Source organism: Rhizobium sp. 32-5/1 (assembly GCF_029537235.1).
In the GTDB taxonomy this organism is placed as follows: domain Bacteria; phylum Pseudomonadota; class Alphaproteobacteria; order Rhizobiales; family Rhizobiaceae; genus Pararhizobium.
This window is the reverse complement of sequence record NZ_CP120638.1, coordinates 1261262-1279992: the sequence shown is the minus strand read 5'-3', so window position 1 is coordinate 1279992 and position 18731 is coordinate 1261262. Positions and strand designations below refer to the sequence as shown.

Annotated in this window: 20 protein-coding genes and 1 pseudogene; 11 read left to right on the top strand and 10 right to left on the bottom strand. The window is 59.2% G+C overall.

Annotation, left to right across the window (positions count from 1 at the left end; genetic code table 11):
* The first annotated feature begins 34 nt into the window (after positions 1–34).
* Positions 35–1287 (top strand): annotated as a pseudogene (locus P6U16_RS06655) (FAD-binding oxidoreductase).
* A 3-nt stretch (positions 1288–1290) separates the two neighbouring features.
* Here P6U16_RS06655 and P6U16_RS06650 read toward each other — a convergent pair.
* On the bottom strand, positions 1291–1491 hold the full coding sequence (locus tag P6U16_RS06650) for a hypothetical protein (protein ID WP_277703775.1): 201 nt from the start codon (positions 1489–1491) through the stop codon (positions 1291–1293).
* Here P6U16_RS06650 and P6U16_RS06645 point away from each other — a divergent pair.
* Positions 1465–1653, top strand: a complete 189-nt coding sequence (locus tag P6U16_RS06645) for a hypothetical protein (RefSeq protein ID WP_277704034.1) — start codon at positions 1465–1467, stop codon at positions 1651–1653. The genes P6U16_RS06650 and P6U16_RS06645 overlap by 27 nt on opposite strands.
* Positions 1654–1868: 215 nt before the next feature.
* Positions 1869–2171 carry a hypothetical protein gene (locus P6U16_RS06640; RefSeq protein ID WP_277703095.1) on the top strand — a complete coding sequence of 101 codons (303 nt, stop codon included), beginning with the start codon at positions 1869–1871 and terminating at the stop codon, positions 2169–2171.
* Between the two features lie 16 nt (positions 2172–2187).
* Here P6U16_RS06640 and P6U16_RS06635 read toward each other — a convergent pair whose 3' ends face one another.
* From P6U16_RS06635 to P6U16_RS06615, 5 genes are all read right to left on the bottom strand, one after another.
* Positions 2188–2607 carry a hypothetical protein gene (locus P6U16_RS06635; protein ID WP_277703094.1) on the bottom strand — a complete coding sequence of 140 codons (420 nt, stop codon included), beginning with the start codon at positions 2605–2607 and terminating at the stop codon, positions 2188–2190.
* Between the two features lie 8 nt (positions 2608–2615).
* Entirely contained in the window at positions 2616–3506 is an 891-nt protein-coding gene (locus P6U16_RS06630) for a TIGR02587 family membrane protein (RefSeq protein ID WP_277703093.1), read from the bottom strand.
* Between the two features lie 72 nt (positions 3507–3578).
* The gene (locus P6U16_RS06625) at positions 3579–4073 is read right to left on the bottom strand and encodes a BON domain-containing protein (protein ID WP_277703092.1); all 495 of its coding nucleotides are present in this window, start codon (positions 4071–4073) and stop codon (positions 3579–3581) included.
* A gap of 163 nt (positions 4074–4236) precedes the next feature.
* Complete coding sequence (locus P6U16_RS06620; protein WP_277703091.1) at positions 4237–4698, bottom strand: hypothetical protein; 462 nt, start codon at positions 4696–4698, stop codon at positions 4237–4239.
* A 179-nt stretch (positions 4699–4877) separates the two neighbouring features.
* The gene (locus tag P6U16_RS06615; RefSeq protein ID WP_277703774.1) at positions 4878–5117 is read right to left on the bottom strand and encodes a hypothetical protein; all 240 of its coding nucleotides are present in this window, start codon (positions 5115–5117) and stop codon (positions 4878–4880) included.
* A 293-nt stretch (positions 5118–5410) separates the two neighbouring features.
* On the opposite strand from P6U16_RS06615, the gene P6U16_RS06610 reads away from it, so the two are divergent.
* Positions 5411–5638 carry a DUF2934 domain-containing protein gene (locus P6U16_RS06610; protein WP_277703090.1) on the top strand — a complete coding sequence of 76 codons (228 nt, stop codon included), beginning with the start codon at positions 5411–5413 and terminating at the stop codon, positions 5636–5638.
* A gap of 204 nt (positions 5639–5842) precedes the next feature.
* Positions 5843–7321: a glycogen synthase GlgA gene (gene glgA, locus P6U16_RS06605; protein WP_277703089.1), complete on the top strand. Its 1479-nt coding sequence runs from the start codon at positions 5843–5845 to the stop codon at positions 7319–7321.
* A 35-nt stretch (positions 7322–7356) separates the two neighbouring features.
* Here the strand turns inward: glgA and glgX are convergent, their stop codons facing one another.
* Together glgX and P6U16_RS06595 are read right to left on the bottom strand one after the other, a co-directional pair.
* Positions 7357–9444, bottom strand: coding sequence for a glycogen debranching protein GlgX (glgX, locus tag P6U16_RS06600; protein WP_277703088.1), 2088 nt, complete (start codon positions 9442–9444; stop codon positions 7357–7359).
* Between the two features lie 136 nt (positions 9445–9580).
* Entirely contained in the window at positions 9581–9799 is a 219-nt protein-coding gene (locus P6U16_RS06595) for a hypothetical protein (protein ID WP_277703087.1), read from the bottom strand.
* Positions 9800–10122: 323 nt separating this feature from the next.
* Here P6U16_RS06595 and P6U16_RS06590 point away from each other — a divergent pair, with 323 nt between their 5' ends.
* The 6 genes from P6U16_RS06590 (at position 10123) to P6U16_RS06565 (ending at position 15678) form a co-directional block, all read left to right on the top strand.
* The gene (locus P6U16_RS06590) at positions 10123–13356 is read left to right on the top strand and encodes a PAS domain S-box protein (protein WP_277703086.1); all 3234 of its coding nucleotides are present in this window, start codon (positions 10123–10125) and stop codon (positions 13354–13356) included.
* Positions 13357–13387: 31 nt separating this feature from the next.
* Complete coding sequence (locus P6U16_RS06585; RefSeq protein ID WP_277703085.1) at positions 13388–13783, top strand: cupin domain-containing protein; 396 nt, start codon at positions 13388–13390, stop codon at positions 13781–13783.
* Between the two features lie 132 nt (positions 13784–13915).
* The gene (locus P6U16_RS06580) at positions 13916–14167 is read left to right on the top strand and encodes a DUF6074 family protein (protein WP_277703084.1); all 252 of its coding nucleotides are present in this window, start codon (positions 13916–13918) and stop codon (positions 14165–14167) included.
* A gap of 161 nt (positions 14168–14328) precedes the next feature.
* The gene (locus P6U16_RS06575; RefSeq protein WP_277703773.1) at positions 14329–14802 is read left to right on the top strand and encodes a VOC family protein; all 474 of its coding nucleotides are present in this window, start codon (positions 14329–14331) and stop codon (positions 14800–14802) included.
* A 108-nt stretch (positions 14803–14910) separates the two neighbouring features.
* Complete coding sequence (locus P6U16_RS06570; RefSeq protein ID WP_277703083.1) at positions 14911–15306, top strand: hypothetical protein; 396 nt, start codon at positions 14911–14913, stop codon at positions 15304–15306.
* Between the two features lie 63 nt (positions 15307–15369).
* The gene (locus P6U16_RS06565) at positions 15370–15678 is read left to right on the top strand and encodes a hypothetical protein (protein ID WP_277703082.1); all 309 of its coding nucleotides are present in this window, start codon (positions 15370–15372) and stop codon (positions 15676–15678) included.
* Positions 15679–16250: 572 nt separating this feature from the next.
* Here the strand turns inward: P6U16_RS06565 and P6U16_RS06560 are convergent.
* The gene (locus tag P6U16_RS06560; protein WP_277703081.1) at positions 16251–16511 is read right to left on the bottom strand and encodes a hypothetical protein; all 261 of its coding nucleotides are present in this window, start codon (positions 16509–16511) and stop codon (positions 16251–16253) included.
* Between the two features lie 591 nt (positions 16512–17102).
* A complete protein-coding gene (locus P6U16_RS06555; RefSeq protein ID WP_277703080.1) occupies positions 17103–18566 on the bottom strand; it encodes an FAD/NAD(P)-binding protein in 1464 nt (487 codons plus the stop codon).
* Between the last annotated feature and the right edge of the window lie 165 nt (positions 18567–18731).

Genomic DNA, 18731 nt, shown 5'->3' with positions numbered 1-18731 from the left:
AATCCATGTCTTGGAAAACGGGGAAATCTGAAAAATGAAGACCGATGTTGTAGTTCTGGGTGCCGGTATCGTCGGCCTGTCGACGGCCATTCATCTAGCGCGGCGCGGCAAATCGGTCGTATTGCTCGATCGTCGCGGTGCCGGCGAGGAAACGTCCTTCGGCAATGCCGGTCTTATCCAGCGCGAGGGTGTTTTTCCCTATGGTTTCCCGCATGATTTCGGCGCCCTGTTTCGTTATGCGCTGAACAACACGATCGATGCACATTACCATATTCGTGCGCTGCCGGGTCTCGTTCCGTTCCTCATTCGCTATTGGTGGAATTCCGGTTTTACTCAGCACCAGAACATCGCCTCGATGTATGCGCCGCTCATCGAGAATTCGATTGCCGAACACGCAGACCTGATCAACGCCTCGGGTGCCGGCGATCTCATCCGCAAGGATGGCTGGATGAAGGTCTTCCGCACCGACAAGGAGCGGGACGCCGCCTACAAGGATGCCGAAAAACTTTCGTCCACCTTCGGTGTCAGCCACCAGAAGCTTTCGAGCGCCGAAATGAAGGTGATCGAGCCGTCGATCAAGGTCGATCTCGCCGGCGGCCTGCGCTGGACTGATCCTTGGTCGATCCGCGATCCGCACAGCCTGAACAAGGCCTATCTCATCTATTTCCAGTCGCTGGGCGGACGCCTTGTCTCGGGTGATGCCGCGACGCTCGAGCATGTTCTCGAAGGGGCAGGCTGGCGCGTCGCCACGCCCGAGGGTCCGCTGGAGGCAAAAGAAGTCGTCGTCGCTCTCGGTCCCTGGGCCGATACGGTTACGAAGAAACTCGGCTATCGTTTCCCGCTCGCCGTCAAGCGTGGCTATCACATGCACTATGGCATGGAAGAGGGGGCGACGCTCAACAACTGGGTGCTGGATGCGGAGAAGGGCTATTTCCTGGCGCCGATGCTGCGCGGTGTCCGTCTGACTACGGGTGCGGAATTTGCCAATCGCGATGCGCCCAAGACACCCGTGCAATTGACCCGCGCCGAGCGTGTCGCCCGTGAGTTTTTCCCACTGGCGGAGCGCCGGGACGACGAACCCTGGATGGGCGCTCGCCCCTGCACGCCGGACATGATGCCGATCATCGGCAAGGCGCCGCGCCACGAAGGCCTCTGGTTCGCCTTCGGCCACGCCCATCATGGTATGACGCTCGGACCGATCACCGGCCGTGCGCTTGCCGAGAAGATGACGGGCGAAAAACCGTCATCGACATCAAGCCGTTCCGGCCGGACCGGTTCGTGGCCTGACCTTCAGCGACCGATCAACGCCGTGCGCTCGATGCCGCGCCCGGTGGAGGCGGCAAGGACGGCGAGCAAAGCGCCGTCCGTCTGGCGGACATGGACCGTGAGCGCGCGGTAGTCCGCGTCGCGGCCGATCCTGTCGGCGATCCTCTGCCCGTAATAGACGGCAGAGCCCTCGTCGAAATGATCGACACCTTCGTCATCGACCATCTGCTCGTCGCCGAAGAACAAATCGAAGAAATAGTGTTGCACCTGCCGCCCCGTCGCCCTGCGCCGCCGGAAATGTTCCGGCTTCCAGTCGCAAGTGTAGAAAACACCACTCCACCGGAACGCAGGCTGAACCGCGCATTCAGGCTGCATGCACCGGCATGATACGGACGCTGGTGTCGCCGGATCGAGCGCAGGACTCGAAATTGCCCCCGTCTTGGCTGAGGTCCGCCGCACCGAAGTCGTTTTTTTCTGAAAAGGATGGAACCAAGTTTTGAATCGCGCGTTTCAGTGCGGGCTGAAAGGCGAGGGTTCGGTCGGCTGTGCCATGCGCGCAGCCAAATGACTGCCGATCGGGGCCAAGGCAGGGGAGTTTTATCATGAAGAAACAGGTTGTTGAGTTTGGTGGCGAAGCTGTGGGCGCCTTGGTGCCCGAAAATGGCAAGCTACGCTTTATCGCGGTGAAATATAGCGTCTGGAGCCTTGATGGCATGCTGTATCCGTCGCTCGCCGCTGCCGGTGACGCTGTCGATACTGTCCTCTCACAAAGCAAGGCGCGGGCCGCTGCGATGCCGCTTGCAAGCTTCTGGGTGCCACAGCAGGGTGATGCCGGCGAAAGCCAGTTTATCTGGAACGCATCGTCTGCAATAGGCGATGGCAAGGATCAGCCTTCTGCCGCATAACCCCGTTTAAAATCGGTCATGGATCGCTATAGCCGGTTGGCCGGATCTGCAACCGACCAGCGTCCCGCGGCGATTGAAACAGCATGGCTCCAGAGACGCTGGAATGGGCGGGCACGTAGTCGAATGTCACTTCGGATGTTTCGAGAACAGCTTCGCCATTCCGTATCTGGCCCTGAACAACAACGGCTGCTGCCGTTCGCGCGCCGGCATTTTCGATGAGAAACACCACCCGCTGTCCGTCACCGACTCTGTCCTGGTGAACGATGCGGGTCGACAATTCAGGTTGCCCCTCCTGGCCGATAACCGCTTCGTATCCGATCCAGCCGATCATGCCGGAAACCAGCACCGCACAGATCGCCCCGGTCAGCCATTGGACCCAGTGGGCGTCCTGATCGACGGTTTTGCTTTTCTTCGATGTCTTGGCGTCTTCGGCCATTGTCTCTCCTATAGGATCAGCCGTGCGGCCGCGGCACCCAGCGCGCCAGGAAAACCAAGCACAATCATCGCCATGATCGACGGTGTCAGCCCGACGCCGTCCAACCGCCCAAAGGTCCAGAGCGCGTAAAGGCTGATGGCGAGCGCGATGATATAGCCGGGCAGGGTGAAGCGGATCAGCGCGTGCCAGCCTGGCGTATCGCCCGAAATCTCATGCCCGCCTTTGAAGGACACGGCATAGACGAAGCCATGCATCAGAGTGATCGAAAGCAGAATTGTTGCAAGTGCATGCCAGGGTGTCATCTTGTATGAGATAAGGATCATCTCCTCGGTGGGTGCCATATTGAGATTGAGGTAAAGCGCACCGACGGCCATTAAGAACAATTCGCTGCCATAACCCTTGTCATCAGGTGCGGCGCCATCGCTATCCTCGTCGTCATCATCCGCTCCGCCATTGCCAAGCTGGCTGCGCCCGAGCATGGCGCCGATGCTTGCGGGCACTGCCTGGAGCGCAATCTTGCCGATGATTTCGCTCGCTGGCATGTCGGGCGTCAAAATACGGAAAAGCGACAGGAGGACGATGCTGGTGACGATACCGATGCCATAGGCGATAATGCTGTCGCGAATGTCATCTTTCCAGCCGATGGTTTTTTCAAACCCGATCCGATGCGCAATGCCGATGAGCAAGGGGATAGCCACGATCAACAGGAGGAAAAGCCGGCTGCGGTCGATATAGAAACCGAGCTGCCACATCTCCATGGTCATCTGCATGGGCAGCGCAAACAGCAGCGCACCGCCGATACCGCGGCCGAGCCCGACCACGAATTCGGTTTGCTGATCTCGAGGGTTTAAATCTTCAGACCCTTGTTCAGAAGGTGTCTGCGCCCCATCGGTAGACATTCAAGTTCCCCTTGCCTTGCCCCGCAGACGGCCGCATGTCCGGCCGTCCGTATCCAGTATTTGCGTATAACGCTACTCGTCCCAGTCGGCGGGAATATTCGCGTCGGCGGCAGTCAGGGTCAGATCATTTCGAATGCCCGTAACGCCCGGCTCGGCATAGATCAGCTTTTCGACTTGCCGGCGATGCCCTGCGGTTTCGACGAAGCCAGTCAGATGGACCACGCCGGCGCTGACCTTGATATCCATTCCCGCCGTTTCAATATCACTGTTTTCCAGCCTTTCGGAAATGGCTTCCTCTATGCTGTCATCGTTGATTTCATCGTCCGTGCGTTCCCCGAGAAGATCGGCACCACTGGCGCTCTGGATGGCTGCCTCGGAACTTGTCTCAAAACCCGGATTACCGCTTTCGTCGAAGTTTTGCGCAGTATCGCCATAGGATTGGTTTTGCACGGTCGTATCCGATCCGGCAACGGCATCGGCATAGGGCCAGCCGTCTTTCAGATCTCGTTCCTCGTAGTCGCGGTAGTCTTCCTCGCGGCTTGTCGGCTTTCCATTTTTCTCTGTCATGGCTTGTCCTCACGTTTGTTGCCTGAAGCAGAAACGGCCGGAAGCGTCTTTTGTTCAATTGAGCCTGCGGTAGAAGTCGCCTGAAAACGGCGAGGTGAACAACGAAGATGGCGAAGCAACTTGCGTTGCTTCGCCATCCCTAAGACATTCTGTGAGCTTGCGATTACGGCGTAGCGGGCGTGGTCGTTGTGCCGTTGTTCGGCGTAGCGCCATCCGTCTGCGGCTGCGTTTCGCCGGTTGCCGGTGTCTCAGTTGCCGGCGCCTGCTGCGTCGTGTCGGGAACCACCGGCGTCGCGTCCGGGGTCGGCGTTACGGCCGTATCCGGCGTCGTGGTCCCGTCGGCTGGCGGTGTTGTTGTCTGCTCGGTCGTTGCCGGCTGTGTTGCCGTGTCCGATGTATCGGTGCCGGATGGCATCCAGACAAGTAATGCGAGCACCAAACCTGCAAGCAGCACGATCAGGATCGGCCAGCTACCGAAGCTACGGCGATTGTCGACGGTGGTCGTGTAGTCGTTCCGCGGCTGCTGTGCGGCCAGCGGATCCACACGCTGCGTGGTTGCCGGTTCAGCGGGAAAGTTAACGGGATCTCCGGGGCGGCTTCCTTTGGGGTCAATATGTTGGTTCATGGCTTTCACATCCTTTGAAGAGCGTTTGATGTGCCCGCACGTTTTGAAGGCAACTGCCCAACAAACGCTCATGCCCAACAAAGGTTCCAGAGAACGCCCAGAGAATGCGCAAAGTGCGCCTCCATCCGGCCAAGGCTGTGGTTCTTACGGCAGAAAATCGTCGGGAACCGAGAGGCCGATCAGTCGGACGGCAGGTCGGCCGTTTCCCCGAATTTTATCAGGAGGCGCGGGCTGCTCATGTCGCCGGTTTCTTCATCGACCTGCACCGCATAGGCGGCAACGCCGGGAAAACGACCTGACATCGCCGTTGCGATCTTTTCCGCACTGGCAGCGCTGCTTGCCTGACGCATCTCGCCCGGTGCCACGCCGCCGCGGACTTTTCGATAGGGCAGGACGATAAACTTTTCCGCGGCCATGATCGTCTCTTTTCGTTGATTGGGGACAGCCGACCGGAGGCTGTCGCCGGATCAGTGCACTGATTCGTTTGACTAGGAACGAGTGGGCGCAGTAGAATTACCCAAGGCTTATATGCGCTGCATGCCACTGCCGCCAGTCTTGCTTTTTACATGTGCCCGGAAAAGCCAAGGGAAATCATAGTTTTCCCGTTTCGCTGGAAAAGAATAGGACGGGGAAAAAATTAAGGATCGTCGGAAAAGGAACCAAGGCGTAAGATTGTCGTTGTGGTGAAATGTGATGTGCCAGGGAGAAGCAGATGACAGACACTGACGAAGACCTCATCAGAAAGCGCGCCTATGAAATCTGGGAGTCGCAGGGCTTTCCGGAAGGGCGTGAGTATTCGCATTGGGAGCAGGCAGTACGGGAGTTGAGCGGGAAGAGTGCTGCTGCCGATGACACAGTCAAGCCGGCGCCCTTCAGCATCGTCAAGAACGATGCTCCGATGGAGATGGTAGCAAAAAAGCGTGGCAAGGCCGCGTCCTGAATTCGTCTTCAGGTTGAAACGGAAGGCGCCGGGCTTGTCGGCGCTTATACGTCGTCTTCAAATTTGACCGGAAAAATTTTATCGCGCCGCAGGTCTCTTTTCTGCGGACAAGGTCGCCCGTTTATCACATCATAGATTCGGCAGCGCAGCATAAACGCTTGTGCGTTGCGGCGGGATTCAGGCGGGAGAAGGAAACAGGGCTTCGTGAAAATACTCTCGGTAACGTCCGAAATATTTCCCTTGATAAAAACCGGCGGCCTTGCCGATGTGACGGGCTCATTGCCCAAGGCGTTGAAGAATTATGGCGCTCTCATTCGGACACTGGTTCCAGGATATCCGCTGCTTCTTTCCGCGGTTCACGACAAACAGCAGATCTATTATTTTCCGGATCTTTTCGGTGCGCCCGCGCAATTGCTTGAAGGCCGGCATGAGGGCCTTGATCTTCTGATCCTTGATGCGCCCGCCCTCTACAATCGTGCGGGTGGCCCCTATGTCGATCAGGACGGCAAGGATTTTGCCGATAACTGGAAACGGTTTGCGGTTCTTTCCTATGTGGCATCGGCCATCGCGGGCGGCCTGCTTCCGGACTGGCGCCCAGATCTGGTGCATACGCATGACTGGCAGACGGCGTTGACCTCGGTCTATATGCGCCACTCTACCAATGCGAACCACGTGCCAAGCGTGCTGACCATTCACAATCTGGCCTTCCAGGGACAGTTTCCCACCTCCGTCGTCTCGCAGATCGGCCTGCCGCTTGAGACGCTGTCGACCGACTGTCTCGAATATTACGGCTATGTCAGCTATCTCAAGGGCGGCATCCAGACCGCGACGGCCATCACCACGGTCAGCCCCACCTATGCCCGCGAAATCGTTTCGACGGATCTCGGCATGGGGCTTGATGGTGCGCTCAGTGCCCGGCCGGGCGCGCTGACGGGCATCGTCAACGGCATCGACATGGATGTCTGGAATCCGGCCACAGACCCCTATCTGCCTGAGAAGTATGATTATCGGCGCATGCGGCTGCGGGCCACCAATCGGAAGCATTTGCTTGATGCCTTCCGCCTTGACCATGCTGTCGGCCCGATCTTTGCGACGGTCAGCCGGTTGACCTGGCAGAAGGGCGGCGACATGTTGGCCGAGGTTGCCGAGGAAATTGCAATGGTTGGCGGCAAGCTGATTGTGCTTGGCAAGGGCGACGAGGATATCGAAGTGTCGCTGCTGGCGACCGCCGGCCGTTATCCGGGACGCATCGGCGTGCGGATCGGTTATGACGAGGCGACGGCCCACCTCATTCACGGCGGCGCCGACGTGATCATCCAGCCTTCTCGGTTCGAGCCCTGCGGCCTCACCCAGCTTTACGCGTTGCGCTACGGCTGTGTCCCGGTCGTCTCGCGCACCGGCGGCCTGTCCGAGACAATCATTGATGCCAATGACGCGGCGATTTCTGCGCGTGTTGCAACGGGGTTCCAGTTTCATCCGGCCACCGCCGAAAACCTTCGCCTTGCGGTTCGCCGGGCGCTGCAGGCCTATTCCGACCCCAAGAAGTGGGCACGGCTGCAGAACCAGGGTATGAAAGCCAACTTTTCTTGGGAGCGGAGCGCCGAGCAATATGCAGCGCTCTATGCCAAGCTGCTGCCGGGTTTCGCCTATGCACCGGTCGAGCGGGCCAACGCCGCCGAGTGAGCGCAACCACCCACGCGGCGCCGCCCCTCTGTCGATCATATGCGGTGGAACAGAGCCATGCTGCGCGCCTCGAGTTCGAAGGCTTCGCCGCCCAAAAGAGTGGCCGCATCCGCGCTGGGATCGGCTGTCGTAAAGGCCAGCGCCCAAGCGCCCTCCTGCGGAGCCGGCACGATGAAGGGAACGTCCGCATCGGTCGGGTTAAACAGGGTGAGAACGTCCGACCAGACGCCTTCGACCTGTTGAAGGTCTTCCCGTATCAGGTGAACACCGAGCACGGCATCCGTGCCAACGCCCCAGTCGTCTCCGAGATGAGGCGTGCCGTCGGCGCTAACCCAGTTGATCACCGTGCCATCGCGCCAGCTTTCCCGCCGCAGCAAGGGCTGTTCCTGGCGCAGCGCAATGAGGCGGCGGGTGAATTCCTTCAGTTGCTCGCCGCTTTCGGGCGTGCCTTCCCAATGGACCCAGCTGATCTCGCTGTCCTGGCAATAGCCGTTATTGTTGCCCATCTGGCTGCGCCCGAACTCGTCGCCGGCAAGCAGCATCGGCGTTCCGTGGGAGAGAAGCAGCGTCGCCAGCATGTTACGCTTCTGCCGGTCGCGGATCGCGTTAATCGCTGCGTCGTCGGTCGGGCCTTCCACGCCGTAGTTGTAGCTGCGGTTGTCGCTGTGGCCGTCCCTGTTATCCTCGCCATTATCGTCATTGTGCTTGTCGTTGTAGGAGACGAGGTCGTTCAAGGTGAAGCCGTCATGGGCGGAGATGAAATTGACCGTCGACCACGGGCGGCGGCCGCGGTGATCGTAGATGTCTCCGGAGCCGAGAAGGCGCGCCGCAAGATCGGGCTCGACGCCTGGCGTTAGCTTCCAGTAATCGCGGATCTTGTCGCGATACTTGTCGTTCCATTCGGCCCAGCCCGGAGGAAAGCCACCCACCTGATAGCCGCCGGGGCCAATATCCCAGGGTTCTCCGATCAGTTTCACTTTTGAAAGCAGCGGGTCTTGACCAATCGCATCGAAAAAGCCGCTACGCTGATCAAAGCCCTCGGGTTCACGTCCAAGGATAGTGCCGAGATCGAAGCGGAAGCCGTCGATGTGCATGTGCTCGACCCAGTAGCGCAGTGAGTCCGTGACCATCTGCAACACGCGCGGATGCGAGGTGTTGACGGTGTTACCGGTGCCGGTGTCGTTGATGTAGTAGCGGTGATTGTCCGGCAGGGTGCGATAGTAGGAGAGGTTGTCGATGCCCTTGAAAGACAGTGTCGGCCCCATTTCGTTGCCTTCTGCCGTGTGGTTGTAGACCACATCGAGGATGACCTCGATCCCGGCATCGTGAAACGCGCGGACCATGTCGCGGAAGCCGGCGATACCGCGCGGGCCATAATAACGCTGGGCGGGCGCGAAAAAGCCGAGCGTGTTGTAGCCCCAGAAATTGCGCAGGCCCTTTTTCAAAAGGAAGTCGTCGTCGGGAAACTCGTGGATCGGCATCAGTTCGACGGAGGTGATACCGAGGCTCTTGATATAGCCGACGATCGCCTCATGGCCCATGCCCTCGAAGGTGCCGCGCAGGTTTTCCGGGATGGCGGGATGCAGCTTGGTGAAACCCTTGACATGGGTCTCGTAGAAAATCGTGTTCGACCAGGGAATATTTGGCCCGCGATCGTTTCGCCAGTCATGGGCCGTTGGATCGACGACCCGGCATTTCGGCATGAAGGGCGCGCTATCCTCGCCGTTGAAGGAGAGATCCTTGTCGTCGCTATCGGCGATGTAGCCGAAATGCGCGGAGGACCACTGAACGTCGCCGACAAGTTCGCGGGCATAGGGATCGACGAGCAGCTTGTTTGCGTTGAAGCGGTGACCATTGGCAGGATCAAATGGACCCCGGACACGATAGCCGTACAGCGCACCTGGCTTCAGGCCCGGAACATAGCCATGCCAGATTTCGTTGGTGAACTCAGGGAGTTCTATGCGCGCTGTTTCGATAGTGCCACTATCGTCGAAAAGACAAAGCTCCACGCGCTCGGCATGGGCTGAAAAAAGCGCAAAATTCGTGCCATCGGCGTCCGGCGTCGCGCCGAGGCTCTGCCAGTTGCCGGCTTCGACGCGGTATTGATTGACCTTGCCGTCCATTCTCGAAAACCCCTATTGCCCCAGAGCCTGCTAAATTGTGCAGTGCGCCATTTTGTTCCGCAGGCAATCAAATTTTTTGTCGGGTCGTCCTGGACGCTCAAGCGTTCGCACAAGCGCACGATGCTTGCTTCAATCGCTAATGATAGTAGTAGCAGCTGCAATCGGCCTTTTCGGCGTCTTCCGCGTTCCAGACACGAACCGCGAGGTTCCGCGAACTGCCGGTTTCGTCGAGCCGCATGCCGAGAAGCGTTACGGCCGCGAATTTGGGGTTGAGAGCATCGATCTCGATAGCGGAGCCCACTTGATGAACGCCAAGCTTCGGGCTCCAGGTGAAAATCTGAACGCTGTAGTGCATCGCAGTTTCTCCTCGGTTTTTTCCGTAGACGCGGAAAGATACCATACTTTGCTACAGAAGAAACGGTGCAGATCGTTCGTGAGCTGTCTTGTCCAGACCTTGCAAATGTTCGAAACGGGTCCTTGCCGATCTGCGGATGTGTTCTATCTCTCTTCGCTGGATATGGAGTGATCGACCGGATTTTGCGGTACCTCGTTGACCAATAGACAATCGTGACAACATTCAGACCATCGCTCTCAAAAAGCGCTTGGCTTACTCATCTGCATCAGGGCTCAATGCACATCTCGTCTTCGCCTTTTTCCTTCCTGTCGTCGGATGGGCCGATGACGTCTCTTATCCGCCAGTTCGACTGGGAAAAGACGCCGGTCGGCGGTCCAGTCGGCTGGCCCGCCCCGCTGAAGACCCTCATCGCGACAGTATTGCGGGCCAATGTGCCGATCATCCTGCTCTGGGGACCGGATGGCGTGATGATCTACAATGACGCCTATGCGGCTTTTGCAGGCGGACGGCATCCCAGTCTGCTGGGTTGCAATGTTCGCGAAGGCTGGCCGGAAGTCGCTGATTTCAACGACAACGTCCTGAAAGTCGTTTTGGCTGGCGGAACGCTTGCCTATCGCGACCAGCATCTGGTGCTGGAGCGCAAGGGTGTTCCGGAGGATGTCTGGCTCAATCTTGATTACAGCCCGATCCTCGACGAAAACGGTGCGCCGGGCGGCGTGCTGTCGATCGTCAAGGAAACCACGGAACGGGTTCGTGTTGAACAACGCCTGCGCATTGCCCAGGAGGCCGGCGGCATCGGCACGTTTGAATGGTATCCGGAAACCGGACGTCTCGACGTGTCGGACGAATACCGGCGCATCTGGGGGCTTGGTCCGGATGTCCCGGTGACTGACAAGCTGCTCGTCGGTCTTCTGCATCCCGATGACCGCGCCGTTGCGGGACCGGCAAAACTGGCCGAGGCCAACCCGCTCGAATATGCCGAATACCGGCGTATCGACCCGCAGACGGGTGCCGTCCGCTGGATCGCCCGACGCGGCGAGGTGGTGTCGAGCGCCGGAAGCGGCCAGCGGCGCTTCATCGGCATCGCTTTCGACATCACGGCGCGCAAATTGGCGGAAGCCGCCATCCAGGAAAGCGAAGCCCGCTGGCGGGGCCTGTTCGAGCAGATGCAGGAGGGGTTCTTCATCGGCGAAGTCGTCCGCAATGCGGATGGCATCATCGATGATTTCATTTTCGTGGAGCTCAATCCCGCCTTCGAGGATCAGACAGGCGTGGCCGCGGCAACCGCAGCCGGACGTCGCGTGCGTGAGATTATCCCCGGCGTTCCCGACGATTTGATCGCCCGCTATGCCAGCGTCGTCGAGACCGGCGAGGCGCTGCAGTTCGAAGTTCATGTGCCGTCTCTCGCCGATCGCTGGTTCGAGGCGCGGGCCCGCAAGGCGGGACCCGACCGCTTCGCGGTTCTGTTCGTTGATATTTCGGCCCGCAAACTGACGGAACAGGCGATCCTCGAGAGCGAGGCGCGGTTCCGTTCGCTGGCGCAGTCCATGCCCAATCACGTCTGGACGGCTGGCCCCGATGGCCGGCTCGATTGGTTCAATGACCGCGTCTACGCCTATAGCGGGTCTGCGCCCGGCATGCTGGACGGAACCGGCTGGGTCGCCATGCTGCATGCCGATGACGTCGAGACGACGGCCGGCAGCTGGGCCGAGGCCTGCAGGACAGGCACGCCCTACGAGGTGGAATTCCGCCTGCGCCGGCATGACGGCATCTATCGTTGGCATATTGCGCGCGCGGTTCCCATCCGCTGCCCGAATGGCGTGCTGGAGCGCTGGATCGGCACCAATACCGATATCGAGGACCAGAAGACGGCGGAGGCAGCTCTTGCCGATCTGGCTGCCACGCTGGAGGAGCGCGTCGAGGCGCGCACCGCCGAACTGCTGCGGACTCAGGATGCGCTGCGCCAAAGCCAGAAGATGGAATCCATCGGCAACCTGACGGGCGGCGTCGCCCATGATTTCAACAATCTGCTGCAGGTGATCAGCGGCAATATGCAGCTGCTGTCCAACGACCTTGCCGGTAATGCCAGGGCCGAACAGCGGCTGCAGAATGCCATGGCCGGCGTCGCCCGCGGCTCCAAGCTTGCCTCGCAATTGCTCGCCTTCGGCCGTCGCCAGCCATTGGCGCCCAAGGTCGTCAATATCGGCCGGCTGGTGCGCAACATGGACGATATCCTGCGCCGCGCACTCGGCGAGGCGATCGAGGTCGAAACCATCGTGGCCGGCGGCCTCTGGAACACATTCATCGATCCGAGCAATGTTGAAAACGCCATCCTTAACCTCGCGATCAACGCCCGCGACGCCATGGACGGCAGCGGCCGCCTGACGATCGAGGCGGGAAACGCCTTCCTCGATGACAAATATGCCGCGAACTACGACGACGTGACGCCCGGCCAATATGTCATCCTGGCGGTAACGGACACCGGGGTCGGCATGACGCGCGAGGTTCTCGACCAGGTGTTCGAACCCTTCTTCACGACAAAGCCGGAAGGCAAGGGAACGGGCCTTGGACTTTCCATGGTCTATGGTTTCGTCAAGCAGTCCGGCGGCCATATCAATATCTACAGCGAGCCGGGGCAGGGCACGACCATCAAGCTCTATCTGCCGCGCTCGACGCAATCGGAAGACCGGCTGGTCGATATCGAATCCGGACCGATCACCGGCGGCAGCGAAACCATCCTGATTGCCGAAGACGATGAAGCGGTGCGCGAAACCGTGGTGGCTTTGTTGAGCGATCTCGGCTATCGCGTGCTGAAGGCCAAGGATGCGCAGAGCGCCCTGACGGTGATCGAAAGCGGTATGGCCATCGACCTTTTGTTTACCGATGTCGTCATGCCCGGCCCGATGAAAAGCCCCGAACTGGCGCGCCAGGCCCGCGAGCGCCTGCCGGGTATCAGCGTGCTCTTCACCTCAGGGTATACGGAAAATTCAATCGTGCATTCCGGCCGCCTCGACGAAGGTGTCGAGCTTTTGAGCAAGCCCTATACCCGCGAGGCGCTGGCCCGAAAAATACGCTATCTCCTCTCCAAGGCCGATGCGGCTGGAAACGACGACGGCGCTGTCGTTGATCAGGCTGAGGCGCCAGTGCAGGCTGAGGAGCCCACGGCACAGAGTGCTGCAGCCGATGCACCTGCAGACGCTGGCCCGAAGACCATCCTGGTCTGTGAAGACGACTGGCTGATCCGCGCCAGCACCGTCGAGCTCCTCGAGGATCTCGGGCATACGGTGATCGAGGCCGCGGATGCGAAGTCTGCGCTGGCGGTGCTGTCGGAGCGTAACATCGACATTCTCGTCACCGATGTCGGCCTGCCGGACATGTCGGGCATCATGCTGGCCGAACGCGCGTGGGCGATCGTACCGTCGCTTCCGGTCATTTACGCCACCGGCCACAGCAATCACGAAGGCATCCAGCCGGGGGCCGGCGTGCAGCTGGTGGTCAAACCCTATTCCGGCGATACGCTGGCCGCCGCCATCGCTGCCGTGTCAAAGGATTCGTAGTCGATACGGTAGGCATCAGGAAGGAACGACCATGGACATCAAGAGAAGCGGTTCGCAGCCATCGACCAAGGGGCCGGTCGACTGGTTCACTGGAACGGTGCGGATCGATCCGCAGTTTCCGGTGCGCGAGCCCGCCCGCGCTGCGGGCAATGCCGTCACCTTCGAGCCCGGTGCGCGCACGGCCTGGCATACGCATCCGCTCGGGCAGATCCTGATCGTGACGGCCGGCTGCGGCCGGGTTCAGCGTGAAGGCGGGCCGATCGAGGACATCCGCCCCGGCGATGTCGTCTGGTTCGAACCCGGCGAAAAACACTGGCATGGCGCAGCACCAACGACGGCAATGACCCATATCGCCATCCAGGAAGCGCTTGATGGCAAGACCGTGGACTGGATGGAAAAGGTGACGGACGCGGAATACGGCGCCTGAGCGCCATCAGGCGAAATCGACATTCTCCACCCAGACCAGTGCGTAGAATGACGGCGCGTTTAGCTTTTGTGAAGAACTTGGAAGCGATTGTGGAACCACCCCATGTGATTCGACTGGTGGGTTGGAGAACCGATGACACTCGTACAATTTCCGGCAGATCGGCGCGTTGCCGACGTAAAGCGTTGCGCGGATGCGCTGCAGATGATCCACGGCGAAGAGGCCAATCGTTTCTGGCGTTCGGAAATGGTGGCTTTCCGGGCAGCCTTGGTTGCGAATGGTGTCGAGGAGGCCGAAATTGCCTTCCAGGCCCGCCTGTTCATGCAGGCTGTCCAGATCCAGTTACAGGAAGCCTATGCCGAGCAGGCACAGGGCGCGCTCGCCTAGACCGTCGGCGCTGAAGTCCGCACGGGGGAAGCGTTTGCCGCGCTGCCGGGACATTTTCCGCGACGCTTCCGGAACGCCGGTTGCCTCAGCGCATTCTATCCGGAATACTCCCTGCACGAAGCGGCAGGGAGAGCCGGCCTTTTGAAGGCGAGGAGCAGATGATGGCGAAGAACACGATTTGCCTGTGGTACCACAAGGACGCCGAAGCGGCGGCTCATTTCTATGCCGCAACATTCCCGGATAGCGCGGTCGGCACCATCTGCCGCGCGCCGGGCGATTACCCCTCGGGAAAAGAAGGTGACGTGCTGACCGTCGAATTCACAGTTGCCGGTGTGGCCTGTCTGGGGCTGAACGGCGGCCCGACTTTCAAACACAACGAAGCCTTTTCCTTCCAGATCTCAACCGAAGACCAGGAAGAAACCGACCGTTACTGGAACGCCATCGTTGACAATGGCGGGGAGGAAAGCGCCTGCGGCTGGTGCAGAGACAAATGGGGCATTTCCTGGCAGATCACGCCGCGCGTGCTGAGCGAGGCGTTGGTCGTGGGTGGCGCGGAGGCCAAGCGCGCCTTTGCAGCTATGATGGACATGAGGAAAATCGACGTCGCCGCGATCGAGGCAGCCCGGCGCGGCTGACAAAGCGTGCTCTGCGGGAAATGCAAGGCTGGCAATCCCAAGGGGTCACTTGTCGTTGATCCTGCAAACCACTAGATATTGATGTATCTCAAACGCAGGGACTTCATATTGAACGAGATTCTGGGCAGTGGAATTGGATCGGTCTTGCTGGGCGCCGGCCTCACTTTGATGGGCGTCATCACCGGATGGCTGGTCAGCGCCGTGTCTTCGCGACCGGCCTCCCGCGACAATCGCAGCGCGCGATCGGGCCTTGAGGCGCGCCAGCTTGCCGTTCGCACCGTGATCGCGCTCGATGAGTTTGTCGGCGCCTGCCATGCGGCCGTCAGCGATACGCCGGAATTCAACCCGGCCGATCCGTCCGAATTCGTCTTCCACATCGATGATCCGCGTCTCAACCTGCCGCGCGATGTCGAATGGAGCGTGCTGCAGCCCGATCTCGCCGAGCAGATTTTGTGGATGCCGAACCGGCTCCGCAATGTCCTCGATGGCCTCGATCTCGCTTGAAGTCGTGCCCCCGCCTTCGACGACCTGTTCGAGCGCCGCGAGGAAGATTTTTCACGGCTCGGCGTGCGGGCGCTTGATCTGATCGAAACCCTCTCGTCGGAATACAAGCTCCAGAAACCTGAACGCCCGGACTACTACGATCCGCGCGCCGACTTCCTGCGCCGGATCACCCGCATCACCCAGGCCCGCCACCGCCGCCAAGAGGGCGAAGCCGCCCAAAAGGCGAAACCTCCAATATCACCCCGCTGTTTCCAAAGGCTCGGCGTGATGCTGGGGTGTCGATCTTGGATGCTGATCCGAAGGGGTGAGGGGCGTTCTCCGGATGAGCGCGATGGCAGTGGAAGCATATCCGCTCGCTCATCAGCGCCTTAGAAGCCCGCGGGGAAACCCGGCGGGCTTTTGCATTTCATGTAATGATGACATCATACCGACAGGCAATCGAGGGATGAGCAGTGGGAATCCGAAAGCATTTACGCGAGTCAATCGCGGCATGGTTGTCGCTATTAGAAGAGTTCGCCGACACAGCATCGAAGAGAACGATTTCGCAGCAGTTTGAGAGAACGAAGAAGGTATCTGATTTTATTGGCTTTCTAACCAGGCTTGCATTTCTCGCAGCCATTCAATCCTTTATCAGCAGTGAGATTGCTGATTCTAACGGCGTCTGGAAATGGACCCTGGCGATATTTGGTGCCTTGATCTTCTTTACGCAGCTATATTTTAGCTACTCAATATCATATATATCCACAAAATTCTTCTTAATAGCTGTTCCGATATTGATAGACTCTGAAAGGGATTTTCGTCCCGGCTTAAATCTGAAGGGAGTTATTATGATTTCTGTCCTTATTATTCTTCAGTTGTTCTATTTTGTCATATGCTCCCTAATTGCTGGCATGATGTCAGATCGGGTTGGTTAGCGGCGCGCCTCTGACTACCCGCTGCGGTAGTCAGAGGTTCTGAAGCTGCGGAACTTCCGGCAGCGGATGCCATTGCAAGCTTGGCATGGTGCCCTGGTAGGGGTTCTGCCATAGCCCCCGAAGCTCGCCGTTGATGATGTTAGTTCCGACCGTCTTCAGCCCGGTGTAGCCGCCGAAGCCGTTCTTAGCGTTGTAGCGAACGCATATAAAGCCGCTGCCGGGCTGCTCCGGTGCTGGCACATAGGATGAAATTGAAACGTCGCGGACGGAATAAGGATCTCGGAGCGACACGCGCGCTGCATGAGCGACCTTCTACCTTAGCGCCGCCGATGGTGGTTGCTGTCCCGCCATCTGCCTGTCGGGTGTTTCGAGGTGGTGGTGCATCCGGAGCGCGCGAGCGCCGCCGCGACGACAATCGACTTTCTCAAGATTGACCCCAAGCATATTTACCCCGGCGCGAAGGTCTACGCGGCGGTGCTGCCTGTCAAGTGTGGGCTGAAGGTAAGGATGGTGGGGCATAGGCCAAAGCCCATGTGGATCATCCAAACGGCTGTAAAACTTAGGCTTTTCTAGTGTAATCTAAGTATCTAATTTCATTGAAGAAAAATACAGTGGCTGGGGAGCCTGGATTCTAACATGATTTCAATGGCTTAGATAAATTTCCTTGAAGTTCCCTCTGTTTTCCCATCGCGAGCGACCGTGGATGCCACCTTTGCGCCCTGGCTTTGGCCCTCAGCCAACAGGGTAGGCATAGCGGCAATTATTTCCGCTTGAGGCCATGACACGGCTTCGTATCGTCACGGTCCAATTCGATGACATCGCGCATCTTTAAGCTTGCCCGTCTGCGTCGCAATAGACCCAAGGCTGGTGATAGGACTGCTTCTACTCCTGTCGCCCGATGAAGATCGTCCGGTGCCGCCGCGCCAGCATTCGCAGCACTAGATCGACTAGGTTCACCGCCTGATCAGCAATTTCAGGCACCCCCGTCAACTCGCCAAATGCAGGGCGCGCGGGAGGACCAGCCACGAAGAGATTGGTGTTCGGGGAGCCTTCGGCTGAGAGGATGCGGCCTTCTTGATCGCACGACAGGCCTAAACCCAAAGGGTCAGACTGAACGATCCCGTCTCGATGGAGGGCGAGCAGGAATTTCTGGTGCGTACCGTAGTCGCGGAAATCGGGGCCTGTTGCGAGCAGGATGTGGTGGCAGCGATAGTCCCGCACGCGGTCCTCTCGCGTCGCAATCGTTGCAATGAGGTCTTGCCCATCCTGTCGAAGGCAAGCCAGGTCACCGACCATCGCTTCGACTTGACCGGTAGCCATTCCCTCCACAAGGGCGGCCGATACCTGTGGCGGCATCCGGTAGCGATGAACGTCGTACCACCGGCGCAGACGACGAAGCAGTTTGTGTCGCTCAGTCTTCGGAAGTTGTCGCCACAGAGTTTGGGCGTGCTGCCGCAATGCGTCGAACACGGGCTGCCAGGGAATGTCATGCTGTGCAGCATCAGCGATCGTTGCCCGAACTTTTTGCAAAACTTGCCGGGCGGTGATCAAAGTCTCGTCTTTGAAATCCCCATATGGCGAAAAACCACCGCCTGCGTGCGGTCTGGGCAGAAGGCCAGAGCGGGAGAGAAGCGAAATCGTCCCACGATGCCCATACGCCTTCAACCGCATGAGTGCATCGAGGGCGGTCAGTCCCGATCCGACAATCAGGACATTGCTGTCGGCATGGATATCCTTCAGTGCGTCTGGCGCCATGGCATCCGTGACCATCCGGGCCGTCCGTCTATCCACGTTCTCCAGAGCCTGCGGTCTTGCCGCTGTTGGGTGTCCGGTCGCGATAATCAGCATATCGGCGGCGACCGTCGTGCCGCCAGCACCCGTCACGTGCCAACGGCCGTTCACGCGGGAGGCTGTCGATACCTTTTCGGGAAGGTGCCGGATGACTCCCGCCTCGACCAGAGGGGCCAGTTGCTGCTGCATGAAGCGACCGAAATCGCGGCGCCTGGCAAAAATCCCTTCAGATGTGACGGCCGCTGGATCGGCGGTCAATGTGCCGCTTGTGTGCAGCCATTGTAGGAAGGCCGATGGCGAACCTGGGATGGCGCGCATACGATGGGCCGCCACATTGAGCCGAACATCGGGGTCGCCCGTGTCATAAGCGAGACCACTGCCGAGTTGCGCACGCGGTTCAAAGACGGTGACGTTTTCGACATGCCGGAGGCCACGTTCGACAAGAAGCTTGGCGACTGTGGCTCCCGTGTAGCCGCCGCCGATGATCACGATACTCGGGCCCGATACATAGTCGGTACGCTTTGCCTGCGGCGAGGATATCCTGATTTTCAACATTGCAGCCTTCCTTCCGATGAGCGATTGCAGCGTTGGGTATAATTTCTATAAACTCTATAGAGAATAGAAATGCTTGTCTACTGGAACGGTTCCCGGGCTGATAACTTTTGGCTTAGATGTGCCCCTAACGGAGTGGAATAATGAGCAATTTTACCGCCGCAGAGT

Bases quoted from the DNA above. Each gene is read 5' to 3' on its own strand.
- P6U16_RS06645 (WP_277704034.1), top strand. From the start codon at position 1,465: ATGATCGACACCTTCGTCATCGACCATCTGCTCGTCGCCGAAGAACAA.
- P6U16_RS06650 (WP_277703775.1), bottom strand. From the start codon at position 1,491: ATGGTCGATGACGAAGGTGTCGATCATTTCGACGAGGGCTCTGCCGTC.
- P6U16_RS06640 (WP_277703095.1), top strand. From the start codon at position 1,869: ATGAAGAAACAGGTTGTTGAGTTTGGTGGCGAAGCTGTGGGCGCCTTG.
- P6U16_RS06635 (WP_277703094.1), bottom strand. From the start codon at position 2,607: ATGGCCGAAGACGCCAAGACATCGAAGAAAAGCAAAACCGTCGATCAG.
- P6U16_RS06630 (WP_277703093.1), bottom strand. From the start codon at position 3,506: ATGTCTACCGATGGGGCGCAGACACCTTCTGAACAAGGGTCTGAAGAT.
- P6U16_RS06625 (WP_277703092.1), bottom strand. From the start codon at position 4,073: ATGACAGAGAAAAATGGAAAGCCGACAAGCCGCGAGGAAGACTACCGC.
- P6U16_RS06620 (WP_277703091.1), bottom strand. From the start codon at position 4,698: ATGAACCAACATATTGACCCCAAAGGAAGCCGCCCCGGAGATCCCGTT.
- P6U16_RS06610 (WP_277703090.1), top strand. From the start codon at position 5,411: ATGACAGACACTGACGAAGACCTCATCAGAAAGCGCGCCTATGAAATC.
- glgX (WP_277703088.1), bottom strand. From the start codon at position 9,444: ATGGACGGCAAGGTCAATCAATACCGCGTCGAAGCCGGCAACTGGCAG.
- P6U16_RS06595 (WP_277703087.1), bottom strand. From the start codon at position 9,799: ATGCACTACAGCGTTCAGATTTTCACCTGGAGCCCGAAGCTTGGCGTT.
- P6U16_RS06590 (WP_277703086.1), top strand. From the start codon at position 10,123: ATGACGTCTCTTATCCGCCAGTTCGACTGGGAAAAGACGCCGGTCGGC.
- P6U16_RS06585 (WP_277703085.1), top strand. From the start codon at position 13,388: ATGGACATCAAGAGAAGCGGTTCGCAGCCATCGACCAAGGGGCCGGTC.
- P6U16_RS06580 (WP_277703084.1), top strand. From the start codon at position 13,916: ATGACACTCGTACAATTTCCGGCAGATCGGCGCGTTGCCGACGTAAAG.
- P6U16_RS06575 (WP_277703773.1), top strand. From the start codon at position 14,329: ATGGCGAAGAACACGATTTGCCTGTGGTACCACAAGGACGCCGAAGCG.
- P6U16_RS06555 (WP_277703080.1), bottom strand. From the start codon at position 18,566: ATGTTGAAAATCAGGATATCCTCGCCGCAGGCAAAGCGTACCGACTAT.